The organism is Geodermatophilus sp. URMC 62 (genome assembly GCF_052931475.1).
This window is the reverse complement of the sequence record NZ_JBRFHY010000001.1, coordinates 2,126,187-2,146,209: the sequence shown is the minus strand read 5'-3', so window position 1 is coordinate 2,146,209 and position 20,023 is coordinate 2,126,187. Positions and strand designations below refer to the sequence as shown.

The window sequence follows — 20,023 nt, the reverse complement described above, 5'->3', positions numbered from 1 at the left end:
ATCCCAGCCGGAACGGAGCGATGACCTGACATGACCGCGGTGGAGAACGTCCTCACACCCGTGTGCGACACCGCGGCTCACGTCCTGGACGTGGAGCTGAGCCGACCGGTGCCCGCGGTGCCGCGCACCGCACCGGACGGCAGCACGGCCGACGAGGCCTGGCTCCTCGTCCGGCTCGACGGCGAGCCGCTGGGCTGGGAGGTGCTGTCGCTGCCGGCGGAGGGGGTGCCCGCAGCCGCGCTGCAACGCCTGCTCGACGAGCGCTGGGGCGAGGAGGTGCGCCGCCGACGGGCGCAGGCCGTGGGCTTCGCCGAGCGGCACGCCCGCCACCTCGCCACGGCCGGGCCCGCCAGCGTGGTGATCTGCACGCGCGAGCGGTCCGAGGCGCTCACCACGTGCCTGGAGAGCCTCGTCGAGCAGGACCACCCGCACTTCACGGTCTGGGTGGTCGACAACGCGCCGGTCAGCTCGGCGACCCGGGACGTCGTCGCCGCGTTCGCCGACCGCCTCGACGTCCGCTACGTCCTCGAGCCGCAGGCCGGCCTCTCCCGGGCGCGCAACCGCGCGCTGCGCGAGGCGCTGGAGGGCGACGTCGTCGCCTGGATCGACGACGACGAGGTCGCCGACCCCCTGTGGCTCTCCGAGCTCACCCGCGCGATGGCCGAGCGGCCCGACGCCGACGCCGTCTCGGGCCTGGTCGTGCCCGCCGAGCTGGCCACCCGGGCCCAGGTCTGGTTCGAGCGCTTCGGTGGGCACAGCAAGGGTCGTGGCTTCGCGCCTGCCGACTTCGGCCGCGGCAGCGACGACCGGCAGAGCCCCCTGTACCCGCTGCCCTCCTTCGGTGTGGGCGCCAACATGGCGTTCCGCACCGCCGCGCTGCGGCGGGTGGGGTTCGACGTGGCGCTGGGCGCCGGCACCCTGACGCACGGCGGCGAGGACACCCGCGTCTTCACCGACCTGCTGCGCGCCGGCGGCGCGACGCTGTACCGGCCGAGTGCGGTCACCCGCCACTTCCACCGCCGCGACCTCGCCGGGCTGCGCAGGCAGATGGAGGGGTACGGCACCGGGCTGACGGCCTTCTACACGTCCCTCGTGGCCGACTCCCCCCTCGTCCTCGTCCGGCTGGCCGCGCTCGCCGGCCGGGCCGTGCGGGACATGACGAGCGACTCGAGCCTGCGGGTGTCGGGCCTCTCGGAGGACTTCCCGCCCGAGCTGATGGCCGCCAACCGGGCCGGCATGAAGCGCGGCCCCGGGGCCTACGTGCGCCAGCGCCTGCTGGACCGTCGCGCCGCCACCGCCACCGCTGCGGCAGCGCCCGCGGGCACGCCGGCCGCGGACGTCCCCTGGCAGCCGGCCAGGGTCGTGCGGTGGGACCTCGACGCCCCCTCCGACGACCTCGGCCTGAGCGCCGGGGACGCCGCCACCCACGGCAGCGCCCTGGTCGTGGTGTGGCGCGCCGCCCGCCCGGTCGCCCTGCTGACCCTGCCGGTGGCCGCGGCCCGCGACCGCGCCGCCCGCGAGGAGGCGCTCCACCGCGTCCTGCCCACGCTCCCGCCGCTGGTCCCCCGGGCGCCGGCCGCCGCGCTGCCCGGCGTCTCCGTGGTGGTCCCGACCGTCCTCGAGCGCCCCGAGGAGCTGGCCCGCTGCCTGGACGCGCTGCTCGACCAGGAGTTCCCCCCGGTCGAGGTGCTCGTCGTCGACAACCGCCCCGACGGCAGCCCCGACGAGGTCCGCGCCGCGATCCCGCAGCTCGCCGCCCCGCGCGTGCGGCTGCTCCGCGAGCCGGAGCCCGGCATCTCCGCGGCCCGCAACCGCGGGGTCGGCGAGGCGGTCGGTCAGGTCGTCGCCTTCACCGACGACGACGTGCAGGTCGACCGCGGGTGGACCCGGGCGCTGGCCGAGCGGTTCGTGACCGAGCCGGAGCTCGACGGCATCGGCGGGCTCGTCCTGCCCAGTGAGCTGGAGACCCCCGCGCAGGAGGTCTTCGAGCGGCACAGCGGCGGGACCGACAAGATCCTGCAGCCGGAGACCTTCTCGCTGGAGCGGCCCGGCGCCGGACCGTGGCACCCGGCCCGCTACCGGGTGCTGGTCCGCCGGGCGGGCGACGTCGTCCGCACCCACTCGCTCTACCAGCTCGGCACGTTCATGGGGGCCAACATGGCCTTCCGCACCGCGGCGCTGCGGGCCCAGGGGCCCTTCGACGAGGCGCTCGGCACGGGCACCCCGAGCCGCGGCGGCGAGGACGTCGACATGGTCGTCCGGATGCTGGCCTCCGGCCGGTCGCTGGGCTACGAGCCGGGGGCCGTCACCAGCCACGTCCACCGGCGCAGCGACGCCGAGCTCGCCCGGCAGATGTCGGGGTACGGAACCGGTTTCACCGCGCTGCTGACCGCGCTGGTCGTCCGCGACCCGCGCCACCTGGTCGGCCTGGTCGCCGCGGCCGTCCCCGTGCTCCGCGCCCGCCTCGGGCGGCGCGACCCGGAGGTCACCACGCTGCTGGAGGGACTGCCGCCCGAGCTGGGCCGGCTCCGCGTGCGCGGCATGCTCGCCGGCCCGCGCGCCTACCTCGGCGCGCGCCGGAGGACGTCGTGACCACGACGGTGACCCCGCCCAAGCGGCGGGCCATGGAGTTCAACGCCCTCGCGCTGATGGCCTCGACCGTGCTGACCGGTCTGCTCGGCGTCGTCTTCTGGGTCGCGGCCGCCCGCCTGCTGCCGCCGGCGGAGGTGGGCCGGGCCTCCTCCGCGCTCTCGGCGATCACGTTCCTCGCCGGGCTGGCACAGCTGAACATCATCAGCGTCCTGCTGCGCTTCGTGCCCGGCGCCGGGCGCGCCACCGGGGGGTTCATCGTCCGCGCGTACGGGCTGGCCCTGGGCACCGGGCTGGTGGTGACCCTCGTCTTCCTGGCGCTCGGCCTCGGCAGCGACATCCTCGGGAACGAGTGGTTCGTCCCCCTGGTCTTCCTCGGGGCCGTGCTCTGCTACGCCGTCTTCCTGGTCCAGGACGGCGCGCTGACCGCGCTCGGCGCCGCGGTGTGGGTGCCGCTGGAGAACCTGCTGGCCGGCGCGCTGCGCGTCGGGCTGGTGTTCGCCCTGGCCGTGGTGTCGACCCAGTGGGGCGCGCTCGCGGCGCTGGTCGCGCCGACGGTCGTGGCGATCGCGGTCGTCAACTGGTTCGTCTTCCGCCGGCTGGTACCCCGGCACGAGGCCACCACGACCGCCTCCACCGACGTGGGCTGGCGGACGATCCGGGGCTTCGTGGCCGGCGACTACGCGGCCAGCGCGCTCGCCAGCTGCGTCGCGCTGCTCCCGCCGGTGCTGGTCTCCGCCGAGCTCGGCAGCGAGGCCGCCGCGTACTTCTACATCCCGTGGTTCATCGGCGTGCAGTTCGGGACGCTGGTGTGGAACATCGCGATGGCCTTCGTCGTCGAGTACGCCGCCGACAGCGGCACCATCTCCCGGCTGGTCCGGCGCTCGGTCCGGCTCACCGCGGCCGTCAGCCTCGCGGCCTGCGCCGTCGTCGTGCTGGGCGCTCCGCTGATCCTGGCGCTCCTCGGCTCCGGCTACGCCGACGAGGGGACCACGGCCCTGCGGTGGATCGGGCTGTCCTTCCCGTTCAGCGCCGGCTTCGTGCTCTTCACCGCCCTGAGCGTCTCCCGCAAGAAGCTGGTGCCGCTCATCTCGTCGCTGGCCGTCAAGACCGTGGTCTTCCTGACCGTCACGGCCCTGGGACTGCACTCCTTCGGCATCGACGGGCTGGCCGTGCTCTTCCTCGTCTGCGAGGCCGGGACCGCCCTCGCCGTCGCGCCCGTCGCCCTGCGCTTCTACCGGGAGCTCGCCTCCGGCAGCGGGGACCGCCGCCCGGCGTCCGACGGACCCGACCAGCTCCCCGCCGGTGACGACGTCGCCGCCGCCCCACCCCCCGGGCCGCCTGCGAGCCCCCCCACCTCCTCAGGGAGCACCTCGTGATCCACCCGGCCCCCACCGCCGGCGAACCGGCCGAGCGGTCCCCGCGGGCGTCGCTGCGCCTGCTGCTGGAGTCGCTGCGGCTCGACGCGCGGGTCTTCGGCCGCAACGTCTGGCTCAACCGGATCGCGGCCTCCTTCGCCGTGCCGAAGGTGCTGCGCCGGGCCGTGTACCGGGCCAGCGGGATGGCGGTCGACTCCTACGCGGTCAGCCCGCTGCTGCGGATCGAGGGCGACCCGCGCAACGTCCGGATCGGCGAGCGCAGCTACCTCAACCTCGACTGCTACCTGGAGGCGGTGGCGCCGGTGCACATCGGCGTCGACTGCGCGATCGGCATGCAGGTCCTGATCATCACCTCCGACCACCGCGCGCCCGGCGGCGGCTGGCGGCAGGAGGCCTCCGGCCTGCCGGTGCGGATCGGCGACCGGGTCTGGATCGGGGCACGGGCCACGGTCCTGCCCGGCGTCACGATCGGCGACGACGTGATCGTCGCCGCAGGCGCGATCGTCTCGTCCGACTGCGCGCCGGGCGGCGTCTACGCCGGCGTCCCCGCCCGCCGCATCCGCGAGGTGGAGCAGTCGTCCCGGCCCGGACGGAAGGCACTGGCATGAGCACGACCCCCGCGGTCCTCGAGGACCGCACCCCGCCGCTGGTCGGCGGCCGCGACGACCGGTTCACCCGGGCGCTGATCGCGTGGACCGGCCTGGTCACCGCGGTGCTGGCGGCCGCGAGCGTCCTGCTCGACGCGCCGTCCTGGCTGCGGCTGGTGACCGTCCTGGCCTTCGTCTGCGCCGGCCCCGGAGCGGCCGTCACGGCGCACGTCCCGGTGGGCCGGCAGTCCGCCGCCTGGGCGCTGACCAACGTGCTGTCGCTGGCCCTGTGGGCCATCGGCACGGCCGTGCTCGCGTGGCTCAACCGCTGGTCGCCGTCGGTCCTGCTGCTGGTCCTCGCCGCCGCCACGGTCGCCTCGTGCGGCTGGGCCGCGCTCCGTGCCCGGCGGGTGGCCCGATGACCCGCACGCTGTCAGGGGAGGCCGTGGTGGACACCGTGCAGGCAGTCCCGTCGCGACACCCGGCTGCCGGGTCGGGCGCGCCGCGGGTCCCGTTCCTGCGCCGCTGGGGCGCTCCCCTGCTGCTGCTGGTCGGCCTGGCCGCGTGGGCGGTCAGCCTGACCCAGGTCGACACCGCGACCCGCTCGGACTACGGGCTCCTGGGCATGGTCGGTCCCCTGTTCCCCCTCGGGCTGGCGCTGCTGTGCGCCGGCTTCGTCCTGGAACTGGCCGACCAGCGGCGCTCGTCGGTCCTGGCCGCCGGCGTCATCGGCCTGGTCCTCATCATCGACGCCTCGGTGCCGATCCTCTACAGCACCCCCGAGTACGCGTGGACGTACAAGCACGTCGGCGTCGTCGAGTTCTTCCGCGAGGGCCAGGGGGTCACCGACCCCCGCGACATCTACCAGCAGTGGCCGGCCCTGTTCACCGCGGTGGCCGCGGTGGCCGACCTCACGGGCGTCAGCTCGCTGGCGCTGGCCACCTGGGCGCCGGTGGCGTTCAGCCTGCTGGCGTGCCTGCCGCTGTTCGCCATCGTGCGGCACCTGTCCGACGACCGGCGCGTCGCGTTCCTCACCGTCTTCCTCTTCCACGCCGGCCTGTGGGTGGGCACCTCCTACCTCTCCCCGCAGGCCCTGGCCTTCCAGCTCGCCCTCGGCTGCTTCCTGGTCGTCGTCGCCTGGCTGCGGCGCACCCCGGTGGAGTGGCGACGGGGGCCCAGGTGGCTGCGCCGGCTCAAGGCGTGGTCGATCCGCGGCGCGGAGGAGGCCCCGCCGGCCTCGCGCCGGGCCCGGGGGGCCGCGCTGGCGGCGCTGTACCTCCTCTTCTCCGCCATCACGATCACCCACCAGCTCTCGCCGTACATCCTGATCGCGGCCCTCGTGCTCGCCACCCTGCTCGGCCTGGTGCGGCCGCGCTGGACGGTGCTGGGCTGCCTGGTCATCGCCGTGGCCTTCCTCGCGCCCCGGCTGGAGTTCATCAACAGCGCCTACGGCCTCCTGGACAGCCTGAAGTTCTGGGAGAACGCCGGCGGCGTGGTGACGACGACGAGCGGCACGCCGGGGCAGGTGTTCACCAGCCAGGTCTCCACGCTGCTGGCCCTGGGCGTCTGGTCGCTGGGGCTGCTGGCCGCGCTGGCGTCCTGGCGTCGGCCCGGCCGGGTCCTGCTGCCGGCCGCGTTCGCCTTCGCGCCCTTCCTCATCCTCGTCGGGCAGAGCTACGGCGGTGAGGCGATCTACCGCGTCTACCTCTTCTCCCTGCCGTTCACCGCCTTCCTCATCGCGCAGGCTGCGGTGCGCATCCGCTGGCAGCGGCTGCTGATGCCGGTCCTCGCGGTGTTCCTCGTCGCCGCCTCGCTGGCGAGCATCCAGGGTCTGCACGGCACGCTGGCGTGGTCGACCTTCTCCGAGGACGAGGTGCAGGCCCAGCAGTGGCTCTACGCGAACGGGGAGGAGGGCCGCATGATCGTCGTCGGGGCGCAGAACGGGCCCGGCCGGCTCGCGGACAACTACAACGCCTTCGGCGTCCCGTCCTCCGGCGGGGACCCGGACCTCATCACCTACGCCGGGCTGTCCGGCGTGATGCTCGACGCCGAGAACCGGGCCGCGGTCGACGAGTTCATGGCCACCCAGGGCGACCGCCCGTACCTGGTGATCTCGCGGGGGATGATCGAGTACGCCCGGTACTACGGGCTGCTCCCCGACGGCTCCCTGGAGGCGCTCGAGGAGGAGCTCGCCACGGCGCCCGGCTGGACGACCGTGCACCGCACGTCGGACGCGGTGGTGTTCCAGTACGTCGGGGCGGAGGAGTGACCGCGGCCCGGCCGGGTGGCGGCTTCCTGCGCTGGACCACCCAGGACTGGGCGGTCAACGCCGGCTACCTCGACTCCCGGCTGGTGCTGCTGTGGTTCCGGGCCGCCCAGTGGGCGGCCCGGAACTGGGGACTGCCCGGCCGGGTGTTCGCCGCCGTCTACTCGCTGGTCACGTCGCTGTTCGTGGGCGTCGAGCTGCCGCCGGGCCTGGAGGTCGGGCCCCGGCTGCGGCTCTACCACCCGCACGGCATCGTGCTCAACCCCGGCGTGCGGCTGGGCGCCGACTGCGTGCTCCGCCAGCACGTGACCATCGGCAACGTGGTGCGCCGCGACGGCACGGAGAAGGGCGTGGCCAGCGCCGGGGACGGCGTCGAGTTCGGTGCCGGCTGCGTCGTCGTCGGCGGCCTGCACGTCGGGTCCCACGCGCGCGTGGGCGCCCTGTCGCTGGTGCTGCGGGACGTCCCCGAGTGGGGGGTGGCCGTCGGCAACCCGGCCACGGTGGTCCGCGTCGACGACCCGGGGGCGTCGGCGGCCTGAGACGCGGGGCGCCCACCGCACCGAGCGGTCCCCGGCGTGCGGTCGCCCCTCGCCCGTGGTCGCGGCCGGCGCGCTCAGCTGTCCGGCAGGGTCACCCGGACGACGAGGCCGCGGTGGTCGGAACCGGGGATCTCGACGGTGTGCAGGGCGTCCGCACCGGCCTCTCGCACCAGCACGTGGTCGATGCCGATGACCGGCGGCACGGCCCACCCGGACGGGAAGGTCGTCGTCCACGGGACGCCGAGCCGCTCGGCGGCGTCCCGGTACCCGCCCTGCAGCAGTGCCCGGAACTGGGCGTTGCCCCAGGTGGCGTTGAAGTCGCCGCCGACCAGGACGGTGGAGCCGTGCGCGTCGGCCCCGGCCGCCACCCGGCCGAGCAGGTCGGGGGTCTTGGCCATGTCACGCACCCAGTCGTCGGCCGACTGCGGCCACGGCCCGGCCGTGTGCAGGGTGAGCACCGTGGGGCTGGGCTGCCCGTCGCCCAGGACCAGCCGCGCCGAGACCGAGGCGAAGGTCAGCTCCGGGTGGCGCTGCTCGTCGGCGAGGGGGTGGCGACTCCACAGCCCGACCCCGTCGGCGCCGGGCAGGGCCTCCAGCACGCTGTACGGGAGCAGCTCGTCGAGGCCCGCCGCGGTCAGCCGGCCGGCCAGCGGCGGGGTGAGCTCCTGCAGCAGCAGCACGTCGGCGTCGGCGTCGCGGACGGCCGCGACGACGCCCTGCGGATCGGCCTCCCCCAGCGCCACGTTCGCCGTCAGGACGGTGAGCGACGCGCCGCCGGGGTCGGCCGGTCCGCCCACGTAGGTGGGGGCCAGGACGACGACGGCGACGGCGGTGAGCACCGCGGCCGCACCCGCGGCCACCCGCCGCCGGGCCAGCGCCAGCAGGACGGTGGCCAGCGGGCTCGCGGCCAGTAGGTACGAGGAGAAGGCGCTGAGCGCGACCAGCCGGTTGCTGCCCGAGGGGTAGACGTGGGCGACCCCGCCGACGACCGCCACGACCCCGAGGAGCGCACCGAGCACACCCGCGCCGCGGCGCGCGAGGGTCCGCCGCCGACCCGGCCCCGGTGCGCTGCGCTGGGTCGGGTCGGCGCCCGCGGTGCTCAGTGGTACATGCGCACCCAGTCCACGTAGAGGCTCACCGCGTCCGGGGTCGTCGCGTCCGGTGCGGGGATCCACGTGCCCTGGGGGCCCACGTCGAGTTGGATGGCGAGGTGCATGGGGCCGTGCGGGATGGCGGCCGGGTTGGTGTTCCGGTAGACCTGCTCGCCGTCGAGGTAGACGGTGATGCTGTCGGACTGCCAGTCGACCGCGTAGGTGTGCCACTGCGTGAAGTCGCCGGTGACGATGCCCTCGTCGCGCTGGTCGTCGGCGCCGTAGTGCACCGTGGTGTGGTTGGTCTGCCGATCCCCCTCGACGATCTCCATCACGTCGATCTCGCCGTCGATCGGCCAGTTGTCCGAGTCCGGCCACAGCAGGACGGCGGGGGCGTAGCCGGTGCCGGGTTCGACCCGGGCCCGGAACTCCCACTTGCCGTAGGTGGTGGCCGGCGGGGCCTGCCAGGCCAGGCCACCGGAGACGTTCCCGCTGGCGGAGATCCCGAGCAGGCCGTTGCCGACCCAGACGGCCTGGGGGCTGCGGATGCCCACGCCGTTGGCCCCGGTGCCGCCGTAGAGCCGCCACGTGGCCGCGTCCAGGCTCGACCCGTTGAACTCGTCCCCGCCGCGCTGCTTCCAGCCGTGGCGGTCCGCGGCCGTCGGCACGGTCGGTTCGGCGGTCGTCGGCCCGGGAGCGTCGTTGCGCCCCTCAGGGGCGCCGACCGTGGTGTCGCTCGTGCAGGAGGCGAGGGTCAGGGCCAGAGCGAGGGGCGCGGAGGCCCAGCGCGGTAGCCGCCTGCGGCCGCCACCGCGCCGGTCCGCGGGCAGGGTGGAGGTCCCGTCTGTCGGGCCACGCGAGGACATGATGCTCCCAGGGTAGTCGCGCCGCGCAGGCCGGGCCGCCGACGTGCGGAGCACCACTGGATCGGGCGAGTCAGCCCGCTCGCCGGCGGGGACGCGCCGCGGAGGCGCCGCGGCGGCGCCGACGGTCAGCGCAGTCCGAACCAGCGGCGCCCGCGGTAGCGGCCGCAGCCGCACAGGGCGCAGTCGGTGCCCCTGCGGTAGTGCTCGTGCGCCGCTCGGACGTGCCCGCAGCTGCACGGCTTGGTCTTGGTCACGGGGAGCTGCGGCGCGCGTCCGGTCGCCGAGGGAGCCGGGCGCTGCACGTCGGTGATGCTCATCGCGGCGCTCCCAGACGCTCGACGTCCGTGCCGCCATCCGAGGACGCGCACGCCTGACACGGCGTCGTCCTACACCACCAGCCCACCATGCCGCACCACTTTCTGGATCGAGTCGGCGAGACCGAGGACGACCTCCGCCGTAGTTCGCCTGAACGTACCGGCTCCGTCACGGTCAGTAGAAGACGCGCGCTCCGACACGCCCCTGAGGAGTGACACGTCGCGACGCCCGACAGGGCTCCTCGAGGCGTCACACACCGGTCCATGCGCCCCACGCTGCCGCACCTGCCTGGGAGGGAGCTGGACGCGGGCTGGGAGGTGTGTGACTCGTGTGACTCCTGGGAGCCATCTCTTCAGTTGCGCCGTGTCGACATGTCTACTGACGCCCATGCATTCACACCCCGTAGTCGAACGACCTCGCAAGGTGAGGCAGCGTCGGTCCCTGCGGCTCGTCGCGCTGGCTACGTCGATCACGGCTGCCTGCGGTGTCGCCGGCCTGGTGGTGGACGCCCGGTCCACGTCGTCGGCCGACGCGGGAGCCGAGCTGCAGGACACGTCCCTGGCGGCGACGTTCTCGCCGTGGACGGGATCCGGTACCCGGACGCGCGGTGGAGCCGCCACGACCTCCCCCCGGCAGAGCACGCCGTCGGCTCCCGCTCCGGCCACGACCGGGTCCGCCGTGCCGTCCGCGCCGCCGAGGACCACGGCACCGGTCGTCCCGGCCCCCACGACCACGACGCCGCCCCCGGCCGCCGCGCCCGTGACGACGGCGGCGCCGAGGACCACGGCGCCCTCCGGCACGAGCACGGCGTCGGCCCCGGCGGCGCCCACCCGTTCGACGACCCCGGCACCCACCTCGACGCCGGCGTCCTCGACCCCTCCGGCGACCGGGACGGGCGGCACGGCCCCGACCGGTGACCTCCCCGGGTGGCGGCAGGTCTTCTCCGACGACTTCGCCGGCACCTCCCTGGGGTCGCGGTGGCGGACCTACTCCGGCCAGCCGGGGGGGGTCGCCGTACGGCACGTGGTCGCCCTCTCAGGTGCAGGTGGCCGGCGGCTTCCTCAACCTCCGCAACGGCCTGCAGAACGGCCAGTGGGTGAGCGGTGGACTGGCCAGCACGGTCAGCCAGACCTACGGCAAGTGGGAGATGCGCTTCCGCATCGACGCCGGCGACGAGATCAAGTACGCCGCGCTGCTCTGGCCGGACGGCCCCAACTGGCCGCCGGAGATCGACTTCGCCGAGGACGCCGGGGGGAACCGCAGCGGCACCACCGCGACCCTGCACTACGGCGCCGACAACGCGATGGTCGGCGAGCGGGTCGCCACCGACCTCACGCAGTGGCACACGATGGGCGTCGAGTGGTCCCCGGGTCGCGTCGTCTACACCCTCGACGGACGGCCGTGGGCGACGACGGACCACCCGGGCGTCCCGAACGAGCCGATGCACCTGGCGATCCAGACCCAGCCGGGTGGCTGCCAGGGTGGCGCTGCCTTCGGGTGCGGCGGGGGGACCCCGGGCACGACGAGCATGCAGGTCGACTGGGTGACCGTCTACGCCCCGGCCTGACGCTGCGACCGACGGCCGGCCGGCACCCCGGGCCGGCCGTCGGTCTCAGCCGCGGTGCCGGAGCAGCGCCAGCCGCCCGACGAGGAAGCCCCAGCCCGCGGCCACGAGGCCGATGCCCGCCGTGGCGGCCCGGGCCGGTCCCCACACGTCACCGGCACACAGTCGGCCCAGGTCCCGCAGCATGCCGCGCGGGATGGCCACCAGCACGTGGCTGCGCTCGTCCCCGAGCGCGGTGCCCTCGTCCAGCGCGGCTATCTCGGCCTTGCCCCTGCCCTCCGCGTGGCACCGCCGCACGAAGAACGACCAGGTGGCCCGCTCGGCCGGGAGGTCGTGGACGATCTCGGCGTCGGGGACATACAGCCAGGTGCGGCCGGTCCGGCCGGTGATCCGGATGCAGAGCTCGGTGTCCTCGGGGCGGGAGCTGGAGCCCAGCTTGCCGAAGCCGTCGCGGAACCCCCCGACGCGGGCGAACTCCGCGCGCCAGACGGCCATGTTCTCGCTCCACACGTTGCGCACCTGGCTGCGGGTGCGCGGCATCCCCTCGTAGGTCGCACCGACCACCCACAGGAACTCGGGCGGGAACCACCGCGGCGCCGTGCCGTCGGGCCACCCGGCGCCGACCCGGCCGCCGACGCCGACCGCGTCGGGCACCTCCTCCAGGCCGCGCACCAGGTGGGTGAGCCAGGCCCGCGAGGCGCGGGTGTCGTCGTCGAGGAACGCGACCACGTCGCCGCGGGCCACCGCGGCCCCGGCGTTGCGGGTGCCCGACGCCCCCGGCGAGGCGGTGTTGGCGACCACGCGCACCTGCGGGAACTCCCGCTCGATCCGGGCCAGCAGGGCCGGAGCGTGGTCGACCGCCACGATCACCTCGAGCGGGGGCCGCTCCTGGTCCACCGCGGACCGGAGGGCTGCGACCAGCCCGTCCCAGCGCGCCTCCGTGTAGCAGGCGATGACCACCGACACCGTCGGCTCGCGGCCGGCCTCGTGCGCAGCCGCCGTCCCGGCCGACGGCACCGGGGCGGGCGGACCGGCCGGGCGGCTGAGGAGGGCCGTCGCGGACGGCATCCCCGTCGCCGGTGTCCGGGGCTGGGCCTGCGGCTGTTCAGCGCTCATCGGTACAGGGTCGCGGGCGTTGCTGTGCATAGGCTGGGAGCGGGTACCCCTCGTGGGCGGGATCACCCTGTCGGGGATGCGGTGCGGGGCCGTGCTCAGGCCCCGTCGGGACGCCCGGTGGGTCCTGCGGCGACGCCGCGTGCGATCTCCTCGACGTACGGGGGGCGCAGCAGCGAGTTGTGCTCACCCTGCAGCGTCACCTGGGTGACCTCACCGGTCAGCAGCCGGCGCCACACCACCAGACTCGCCTCGTTGAGGTGGCTGACGTACACCGTCACCCGGCCGTCCCAGGTCCGCGGGCGGTGCACCAGGGAGATGCGCACCCCGAGCTCGAGCAGCCCCTCGGTGCGCGCCGCGGACGGCGGCAGGACGCAGGCCGCGACCGCCAGCAGGCGTCGCCGCCACAGCTCGCGCCGCGTCGGTGGCGGGCCGTACCGGTCGTCGCCGGGTAGCGGCGCGACGGCCGGACGTCCGGCGTCGGCCGCCTCGTCGGGGCACCACGCCTGGTCGACGAGGCCCTGCGGGAGGACGGTGTCGACCAGCGTCACCTCGGCGACCTGCTCGCCGGCCGCGGTCAGCCGCCGGGCCAGCTCCAGCGCGACCAGGCCGCCCATCGAGTGCCCCACCAGCCGGTAGGGCCCGTGCGGCTGGACCGCCCGCAGCCGGCGCAGGTGGCGGCGCGCCGCCATGCCGATGCTGAGGTCGGGGACCGCCCAGTCCTCGAGGCCGTGCGGCTGGAAGGCGTAGACCGGCTGGTCGCTGCCGAGGGCCTCGGCCAGCGGGAGGAAGACCTGGCCGCTCGCCCCGGCGCCGGCGAAGCAGAGCACGGGCGGTCGCGAGCCCGTCGCGCGGAGGACGACGACGCTGCCGTGCCGCCGGGAGGCGCCGCGCGCCTCGCCCTCGGCACCCGGCGCATACCGGGCCGCGAGCGCGGCCAGCTCGCGCACGGTCGGGCCCTCGGCGACGTGCGCGGAGGTCAGCACGACCCCGTGCTCCTCGGCGAGGCGGGTGAGCAGCTCCTCGACGCTGAGGGAGTCCCCGCCCAGGGCGGTGAACGTCTCGTCGCGGCCCACGCCGGGGCGGGCCAGCACGGCCTCGAACAGCCCCGCGAGGACCTGCTCCCAGTGCCCCTGGGGCGGCACGGCCTCGGCTCGGGGCGGCGGGGGCAGCGCCGCGCGGTCGACCTTGCCGCGCTCGTTGCGCGGCAGCTCCGGCAGCAGCAGGAGCTCCGCCGGGACCATCCAGGTCGGCAGCAGGGCCGTCAGGCCGCGGCGCAGCTGCGCGGGTGAGGGCGTGCGCTGCTCGCTGCCGGGCGCCACGTAGCCGACGAGGCGGGTGCCGGCCGCCGTCCCGCTGTCCACGGCGACGACGGCGGCGTCGGCCACGCCGTCCAGCGTGCGCAGCGCGGCCTCGACCTCGGCCGGCTCCACGAGGTAGCCGCTGACCTTCACCGCGTCGTCCGTGCGGCCGGTCTGGTGCAGGACGCCGTGCTGGTCGTAGCGGCCGCGGTCGCCCGTGCTGAAGGTCTCCCGGCCGTCCTCGGCATGCCCGAAGGGGCCGTCCGGGCCGCCCTCGAGGTAGCGGCCCAGGTGGGTGCCGAGCACCCGCAGCGTGCCGACCTCCCCCACGGGGACGGGGTCCCCGTCCTCGCCGAGGACCTGGACCTCCTTCTCGGGCACCACGCGTCCGGCCGGCACCGCGCCCTCGGGGAGGGGATCGGTCGGCGCCAGGGGGGCGAAGGTCAGCTGACCGGTCTCGGAGGAGCCGAGGTGGTTGACGACGGTGACCGCGCCGAGCCGCTCGCGAGCGGCCCGCACGTCACGCCCCTGCAGCGCCTCCCCGGCGGTGACGACCAGCCGGAGGTCGGCCAGCGGCCGCCCCGGCGGCATGGCCCCGCTCAGGGCGCGCAGCAGCGACGGCGTCATCGACAGGACGCTGACCCGCTCCTCGCGGAGCCAGGCCGGCAGCCCGCGCAGGCCGCGGTCGCGGGGGTCGTACACGTGCAGGCTGGCCCCGGTGAGCAGGGCGCCGAAGACCGCGTGCTCGCCGAGGGAGAACGAGGGCGGCAGCACCAGCGCCAGCCGCTCGCCCGCGGTCAGGCCCGTGTGCCGGCCGGTGATCTCCGCCTCCGTGGTGATCATCCCGTGCGTGTGCACGACGCCCTTGGGCCGCCCGGTCGACCCGGAGGTGAAGACGATCGTCGCCGGGCTGTCGGGTCCGGGGGCGGGCACGGCGTCCGGCACCGCGTCCGGCACGGCGTCACCGGGACCGGGCGGGGCGACCACGGCGTCCAGGTCGGCGCGTGCCGCGAACCCCTGGACCTCCGCGGCACGCTGCGCGAACCGGCTCTCGACCACGCAGAGCGCGGCGCCGGCCATGTCCTGGATCTGCTGCAGGCGACCCGCGGGCAGCTGCGCGTCGAGGACGACGACCGGCCGCCCGGTGAGCAGGACCGCGAGGACGGCGACGACGAGGTCCGCCGACGACGTCGCGAGGACGGCGATGGGCGCGTCGAGCGCGGTGTCCGCCGGCACGAGCGCTGTCAGGCGGTGGGCGCCGGCAGCCGCGCGCGCGCCGAGCTCCCGGTAGGACACCGTGACGCCGGGTGCGCTGATCGCCGTGTGCTCGCCACGCTCGGCCACCACCGCCGCGAGCGCCGAGGGGATGGTCTCGGCGGCCACCAGGGAGCCGGGCGCGGAGGTCCGACCGGACGCGGGGGCAGTCATGTACACCATCTCTCCACCGGAACTGGGCGCCTGACGCTAACCGCCGGTGCCGGGACCGAGAAAACGGACCTCACCCGATCGTGCCCGCACGACGCCTCAGGCGCGTTATGTGGGTTGGGTTACGCCAGCCTGAGGTCGGTGGAATGAACGCGTAGCAGGGTGTGCGCGGCGATGGTGGCGGCGGTGCGGGTCAGCAGGCCCCAGAAGGTGTGGGCGCCGTGGCGGGCCAGCTCCATCCGGTCGGTGAGCTCGCCGAAGGTGACCTCGATGTGGTTGCGCCAGCGGGCGATCACCTGGCGCAGGGCGCTGGGCATGTTCGGGCGCTGGGCCTTGGTGGGCGGGGTGAGCACGGCGGTGCCGCGGGCGGCGCAGGCGGCGGTGAAGGCCCGACCGGTGAAGCCCTTGTCGACCAGCAGGTCACGCGGTGCTGGCCCGGCGGCGAGCAGATCGGTCGCGACGTCGCGTTCGTTGACCGCGGCGGGCACGATGCTCCAGGCGCGCACCAGCCGCGATCCCAGATCGGTGCGGACGGCCAGCCGGAAGCCGTAGAACCACTCTCCGTGCGCGCCGTCGCGGCCGAAGCCGGCGACCAGCTCGTGCGGGCCGACCCAGCCATCGGGGCCGCGGACCCGGGAAGGGTGCTTGACCGGCAGCGCGCTGGTGTCGATCTGGGCGCAGTCATCGAGCGGGCACCGGGCCACCAGCGCGGCGCGCAGCTGCTCGAAGGCCGCCCACAGCCAGCGGATGCGCCGGTTGGCCTCCGACTGGTGGGGCAGCCGGGGAAACAGGTGCGCGAAGTCGCGGGCGACCTCGGCGAGGAACCCGGCTTCGCTGCGCCGGCCCAGCAGATGGCGCACCAGCGCGATGGTGAGCAGTTCGGCGTCGCTGCAGGCCGGCGCCGGACCCGGCCGCACCGGAATGGTCACTTCTGCGGCGGCGATGGCGTCGTCGACGAGCACGTAGACGTGGACGAGGAGGTTCTCGGTGGGCAGCATGAGAGGCGCCTCTGCGGACGAGGGGTCTTCGACAACCGCCACGTTCCGCAGAGGCGCCCTCATGTCAAGCCATCAGTTGCCGCGGGCAACCCACATAACGCGCCTCAGGCGTCCGGCGGCCCGCGGTCGACGTCCTCGGACGCCGCGTCCGCGTCGCCGGCTCCGGGGGCTCCCCCCTCCGGGGGATGTCACGGGAGTGACAGCGGAACAGAGACGCCCACACTTGGCAGTCGTCCAGGAGCGTCATAGCTTGGGACTCCACGGCTCGCACGACCGTGGCGTGTACGCAGCGTGACAGGAGCACAGGTGGAGTTCGGCGGCGAGGGGGCGTCCGGCCGCGTCGGCGTGCGTCCTGCGGTGCTCGTCCGGTCCATCGACCTGTCCGATCCGGGGTGGGACGTCGCGGCCGAGGCCGCCTGCCTGAGCGGCGACGAGCGGGCGCGCGCCGATCGCGGCGCCCCCGCCGTGCGCCGGCGTCGCGTCCTGGTCCGCGCCGGCCTGCGCCGCGTGCTCGGCGCTCTGCTCGGGACGGCGCCGGCCGACGTCCCGCTGCACAGCGACCGGGGCCGCCCCGTCCTGCCCGGCGACGGGCTCCGCTTCTCCTGCTCGGCCAGCGGCGACCTGGCGCTGGTGGCGGTGGCCCGGGACCGCGCCGTCGGGGTCGACGTGCAGCGCCACCGCGACGAGGACGTCCGCGACGCCGCCGAGGAGGGCTGGCTGTCCGCCGTCGAGCTCGCCCGGCTCGCCCGGCTGGCCGAGGGGGACCGGCCCACCGCGGTGACGCGCGCGTGGACGCAGAAGGAGGCCGTGCTCAAGGCGTGGGGAACCGGCATCCGCCGGGTACCCGTTGACCTCGTGACACCGGTCGCCGAGCGCGGCCGGGTCGGCGGTCTGCACCTGTCGCCGATCCCGGTCCCCGCCGGGTACGTGGCCACCCTCGCCGCCGGGGTCCCGGTCGACCCGGACCTGCTCGATGCCGTGGTGCTGTCACCAGGAGGTTGTCGATGACCCTGCCCGTCACGGCGCGGGACGAGGTGCGCACAGCGGCGCCGCCGTCCCAGCTCGCCGACTTCCGGGTCCGCTGCGAGGCGGTCGCCGGTCGCGAGCTGCCCACGGCGGCCGCGCTGCACGCCTGGTCCGTGGCGTCCTCCCGCGAGTTCTGGCGCACCTTCCTCGACTGGGCCGACCTCGCGTGGGAGGGCTCCGCCGAGACGGTCACCACCGACGGCGACGTGCGGACCGCGCGCTTCTTCCCCGACGTCCGGCTCAACTACGCCGAGAACCTGCTGCGCCCGCTCCCCGGGGTGGACGACGGCGCGCCGGCGCTGACCTCCGTGCACGGTGACGGCTCGTTCGAGCAGCTCTCGCGGGGGGAGCTGCGCACGTCCGTCCGCCGGACCTCACGAGCGCTGGCCGCAGCGGGGGTGCGGGCCGGGGACACGGTGCTGGCGGTGGCCGCCAACAACGGCCGGGTCGCCGTGGCCGCCCTCGCCGTGGCGGGCCTGGGTGCGGCGCTGTCGACCGCCACCCCGGACATGGGCGTCAGCACGCTGCTGGGGCGGTTCGGGCAGGTCGGCGCGACCACCGCGGTGATCGACCGGGGCGGGCCGGGCAGGGCCGGCGTCGCCGAGGAGGACCTGGCCGAGCTGCTGGCGGGGCTGCCCACGGTCCGGCGGGTCCTGCTGCTCGACGACCTGCCGCTGCCGCAGCTGCCCGGGCTGGAGGTGTCCCGCCTCGCCGACCTCCTGTCGAGCGTCCCCGCCGACGACCCCGGGCCGGAGTGGCCGCGGCAGGCGTTCGACGCCCCGCTGTGGGTGCTGTTCTCGTCGGGGACGACCGGGCCGCCGAAGGCCATGGTGCACGGGGTGGGCGGCTCGCTCCTCGAGCACGTCAAGGAGTACCGCCTGCACCTCGACCTGCGGCCGAGCGACACGCTCTACTTCCACACCACCACGGCCTGGATGATGTGGAACTGGCAGCTCTCGGCCCTGTCCGTCGGCGCGCACGTCGTCGTCTACGACGGCGCCGTCAGCGGGCCGGAGACGCTGTGGCACCTCGTGGCCCGGCACGGGGTCACCGTCTTCGGCACCAGCCCGGCCTACCTGCAGCTGTGCGAGGACGAGGGCTACGCCCCGGAGGACGCCGTCGACCTGAGCGCGGTCCGGGCCGTCCTGTCCACCGGCGCGGTGCTGCACGACTGGCAGTTCGCCTGGGTGACCGAGCACGTGGGGCCGGTGCCGGTGCAGTCGATCTCCGGGGGCACCGACATCGTGGGCTGCTTCGTGCTCGGCCACCCGGAGGTCCCGGTGCGGCCGGGGCGCTGCCAGTCGATCAGCCTGGGCCTGGACGTGGCCGCCCTGGACGACGAGGAGCGCCCGGTCCTCGGCGAGGTGGGCGAGCTGGTCTGCCGCAACCCGTTCCCCTCCCGTCCCGTCCGGTTTCTGCAGGACCCCGACGGCGAGCGCTTCCGGGCCGCCTACTTCGCCCAGCACCCCGGCGTGTGGACCCACGGTGACCGCATCGAGATCGACGCGGACGGGTCGTCCCGGCTGCACGGCCGCTCCGACGGCGTCCTCAACGTCAACGGCGTCCGGATCGGCCCGTCGGAGATCTACACGATCGTGCGCACCGTGCCCGGCGTGGCCGACGCGATGGCGGTGGAGACCCGCGACCCGGCCGTGCCGGGCAGCAGCCGCCTGGCCCTGCTCGTGGTGCTGCAGCGGGACCACCTCCTCGACGACGCGCTGAGCCGGCGGATCCGGGCGACGCTGCGCCGGGAGGGGTCACCCGCGCACGTGCCCTCGGTGATCCTGGCGGTCGACGAGATCCCGCTGACCCACAACGGCAAGCGCTCCGAGAGCGCCGCGCGCGCGGTGCTCGACGGTGAGCCGGTCCGCAACGTCGCGGCGCTGAAGAACCCCGGGGCCCTGGAGTCGATCGCCGCCGCCGCGCGTTCCGCCGAGGCGGCCCGGGCCGCGGCGGTGGGCGACGACGAGGGGGACGACGGCGTGCACGCCGTCGTCGCGCGCGTGTTCGCGGACGTGCTCGGGGCGCCCGTGCCCGACGACGCGGACTTCTTCGACGCCGGTGGCACCTCGCGCCAGACGATGACGCTGATGCGGCGGCTGCGCATGGAGCTGCACCGGCCGCTGCTGCTGGAGGACCTCCTCGTCGACCCGTCGGTGGCGGGGGTCACCCGGGCGGTGACCGCCCCGGCCACGCACGACTCCCCCGTGGAGGTCCTGCGTCCGGGGGAGCCGGGGACCGCTCCCCTGTTCCTGGTGCACGGCTACCTCGGCGACGTCGACATCTACCGCTCCATGGTCGACGCCCTGCAGACCCCGGCGCCGGTCTACGGCCTGACCTCGGACCCGCAGATCGCCACCCGCGAGGGCATCACGATCGTGGACATCGCCACGCCGCTGGTGGCCACGGTCGAGGAGACCGTGCCCGACGGGGACGTCCGGCTGGCCGGGTACTCCTTCGGCGGTCTGGTGGCCTACGAGATGGCCCGCCAGCTCACCGCGGCCGGCCGCTCGGTCACGTTCCTCGGCCTGATCGACACCGAGCCGCCCTTCGGCCGGCTCTCGCGGGTGTCCCGGGTGCTGCGCACCCTCGCCTGGTGGATCGCCCTGGTGGTGCCCGGGATGGTGGAGGACACCGTCGCCGGGGTGCTGCGCCGCCGGCTCGGGCGCTCCGCCCCGCCGGACGAGGAGGCGCGGACGTTCGCCGCCGCCTACCGGGTGTTCAACGCCTACGAGTGGGAGCCCTACGACGGGCCGGTCACCTACTTCCGGGCCCGGTTCCGCGTGCCGGTGATCGCGAACCTGCTCTACCTCTGGCGCCGGAACGTGCGCGACCTCCGGGTCGTCGAGATCCCCGGGTCGCACCACGTCCTGCTCAGCGGCGAGCACACCCCGGAGCTGGCGGCCCGTCTCGACGAGGCGCTGCAGGCGTCGTCGTCCCGCTGAGGCCCCCGGCCGGCCCGGT

At 75.4% G+C, this 20,023-nt stretch carries 16 protein-coding genes; 10 read left to right on the top strand and 6 right to left on the bottom strand.

The window, feature by feature from the left end; all coding sequences use genetic code 11:
- Window positions 1–30: 30 nt before the first annotated feature.
- The 6 genes from ACU616_RS10270 to ACU616_RS10245 are packed head-to-tail and all read left to right on the top strand — an operon-like array spanning window position 31 to window position 7,360.
- Window positions 31–2,592, top strand: a complete 2,562-nt coding sequence (locus ACU616_RS10270; protein ID WP_446758361.1) for a glycosyltransferase — start codon at window positions 31–33, stop codon at window positions 2,590–2,592.
- Complete coding sequence (locus ACU616_RS10265; RefSeq protein WP_446758360.1) at window positions 2,589–3,968, top strand: lipopolysaccharide biosynthesis protein; 1,380 nt, start codon at window positions 2,589–2,591, stop codon at window positions 3,966–3,968. The genes ACU616_RS10270 and ACU616_RS10265 overlap by 4 nt, the downstream gene beginning before the upstream one ends.
- Window positions 3,965–4,576: an acyltransferase gene (locus ACU616_RS10260; RefSeq protein ID WP_446758359.1), complete on the top strand. Its 612-nt coding sequence runs from the start codon at window positions 3,965–3,967 to the stop codon at window positions 4,574–4,576. Before ACU616_RS10265 ends, ACU616_RS10260 begins: the two co-directional genes overlap by 4 nt.
- Window positions 4,573–4,977, top strand: coding sequence for a hypothetical protein (locus ACU616_RS10255; protein ID WP_446758358.1), 405 nt, complete (start codon window positions 4,573–4,575; stop codon window positions 4,975–4,977). Before ACU616_RS10260 ends, ACU616_RS10255 begins: the two co-directional genes overlap by 4 nt.
- Entirely contained in the window at window positions 4,974–6,824 is a 1,851-nt protein-coding gene (locus ACU616_RS10250) for a hypothetical protein (RefSeq protein WP_446758357.1), read from the top strand. The genes ACU616_RS10255 and ACU616_RS10250 overlap by 4 nt, the downstream gene beginning before the upstream one ends.
- Window positions 6,821–7,360 carry a serine acetyltransferase gene (locus ACU616_RS10245; RefSeq protein ID WP_446758356.1) on the top strand — a complete coding sequence of 180 codons (540 nt, stop codon included), beginning with the start codon at window positions 6,821–6,823 and terminating at the stop codon, window positions 7,358–7,360. The genes ACU616_RS10250 and ACU616_RS10245 overlap by 4 nt, the downstream gene beginning before the upstream one ends.
- A gap of 74 nt (window positions 7,361–7,434) precedes the next feature.
- On the opposite strand, the gene ACU616_RS10240 is transcribed toward ACU616_RS10245, so the two are convergent.
- From ACU616_RS10240 to ACU616_RS10230, 3 genes are all read right to left on the bottom strand, one after another.
- Window positions 7,435–8,379 (bottom strand): endonuclease/exonuclease/phosphatase family protein, encoded by a 945-nt coding sequence (locus ACU616_RS10240; protein WP_446758355.1) that lies wholly within the window; start codon window positions 8,377–8,379, stop codon window positions 7,435–7,437.
- 80 nt (window positions 8,380–8,459) lie between these two features.
- Window positions 8,460–9,119 carry a glycoside hydrolase family 16 protein gene (locus ACU616_RS10235; RefSeq protein WP_446758354.1) on the bottom strand — a complete coding sequence of 220 codons (660 nt, stop codon included), beginning with the start codon at window positions 9,117–9,119 and terminating at the stop codon, window positions 8,460–8,462.
- Window positions 9,120–9,442: 323 nt separating this feature from the next.
- Window positions 9,443–9,634 carry a hypothetical protein gene (locus ACU616_RS10230; protein WP_446758353.1) on the bottom strand — a complete coding sequence of 64 codons (192 nt, stop codon included), beginning with the start codon at window positions 9,632–9,634 and terminating at the stop codon, window positions 9,443–9,445.
- Window positions 9,635–10,210: 576 nt separating this feature from the next.
- Here ACU616_RS10230 and ACU616_RS10225 point away from each other — a divergent pair.
- Both ACU616_RS10225 and ACU616_RS10220 read left to right on the top strand, forming a co-directional pair.
- Window positions 10,211–10,549, top strand: a complete 339-nt coding sequence (locus ACU616_RS10225; RefSeq protein ID WP_446758352.1) for a hypothetical protein — start codon at window positions 10,211–10,213, stop codon at window positions 10,547–10,549.
- The gene (locus tag ACU616_RS10220) at window positions 10,546–11,199 is read left to right on the top strand and encodes a glycoside hydrolase family 16 protein (protein WP_446758351.1); all 654 of its coding nucleotides are present in this window, start codon (window positions 10,546–10,548) and stop codon (window positions 11,197–11,199) included. The genes ACU616_RS10225 and ACU616_RS10220 overlap by 4 nt, the downstream gene beginning before the upstream one ends.
- Before the next feature lie 45 nt (window positions 11,200–11,244).
- On the opposite strand, the gene ACU616_RS10215 is transcribed toward ACU616_RS10220, so the two are convergent.
- From ACU616_RS10215 to ACU616_RS10205, 3 genes are all read right to left on the bottom strand, one after another.
- Window positions 11,245–12,312, bottom strand: a complete 1,068-nt coding sequence (locus tag ACU616_RS10215) for a glycosyltransferase family 2 protein (protein ID WP_446758350.1) — start codon at window positions 12,310–12,312, stop codon at window positions 11,245–11,247.
- A gap of 95 nt (window positions 12,313–12,407) precedes the next feature.
- Complete coding sequence (locus ACU616_RS10210; RefSeq protein ID WP_446758349.1) at window positions 12,408–15,038, bottom strand: alpha/beta fold hydrolase; 2,631 nt, start codon at window positions 15,036–15,038, stop codon at window positions 12,408–12,410.
- Window positions 15,039–15,157: 119 nt separating this feature from the next.
- A complete protein-coding gene (locus tag ACU616_RS10205) occupies window positions 15,158–16,033 on the bottom strand; it encodes a transposase (protein ID WP_446757353.1) in 876 nt (291 codons plus the stop codon).
- Window positions 16,034–16,324: 291 nt separating this feature from the next.
- On the opposite strand from ACU616_RS10205, the gene ACU616_RS10200 reads away from it, so the two are divergent.
- The gene (locus ACU616_RS10200; RefSeq protein WP_446758348.1) at window positions 16,325–17,041 is read left to right on the top strand and encodes a 4'-phosphopantetheinyl transferase family protein; all 717 of its coding nucleotides are present in this window, start codon (window positions 16,325–16,327) and stop codon (window positions 17,039–17,041) included.
- Complete coding sequence (locus tag ACU616_RS10195; protein WP_446758347.1) at window positions 17,038–20,004, top strand: acetoacetate--CoA ligase; 2,967 nt, start codon at window positions 17,038–17,040, stop codon at window positions 20,002–20,004. Before ACU616_RS10200 ends, ACU616_RS10195 begins: the two co-directional genes overlap by 4 nt.
- Window positions 20,005–20,023 lie beyond the last annotated feature (19 nt).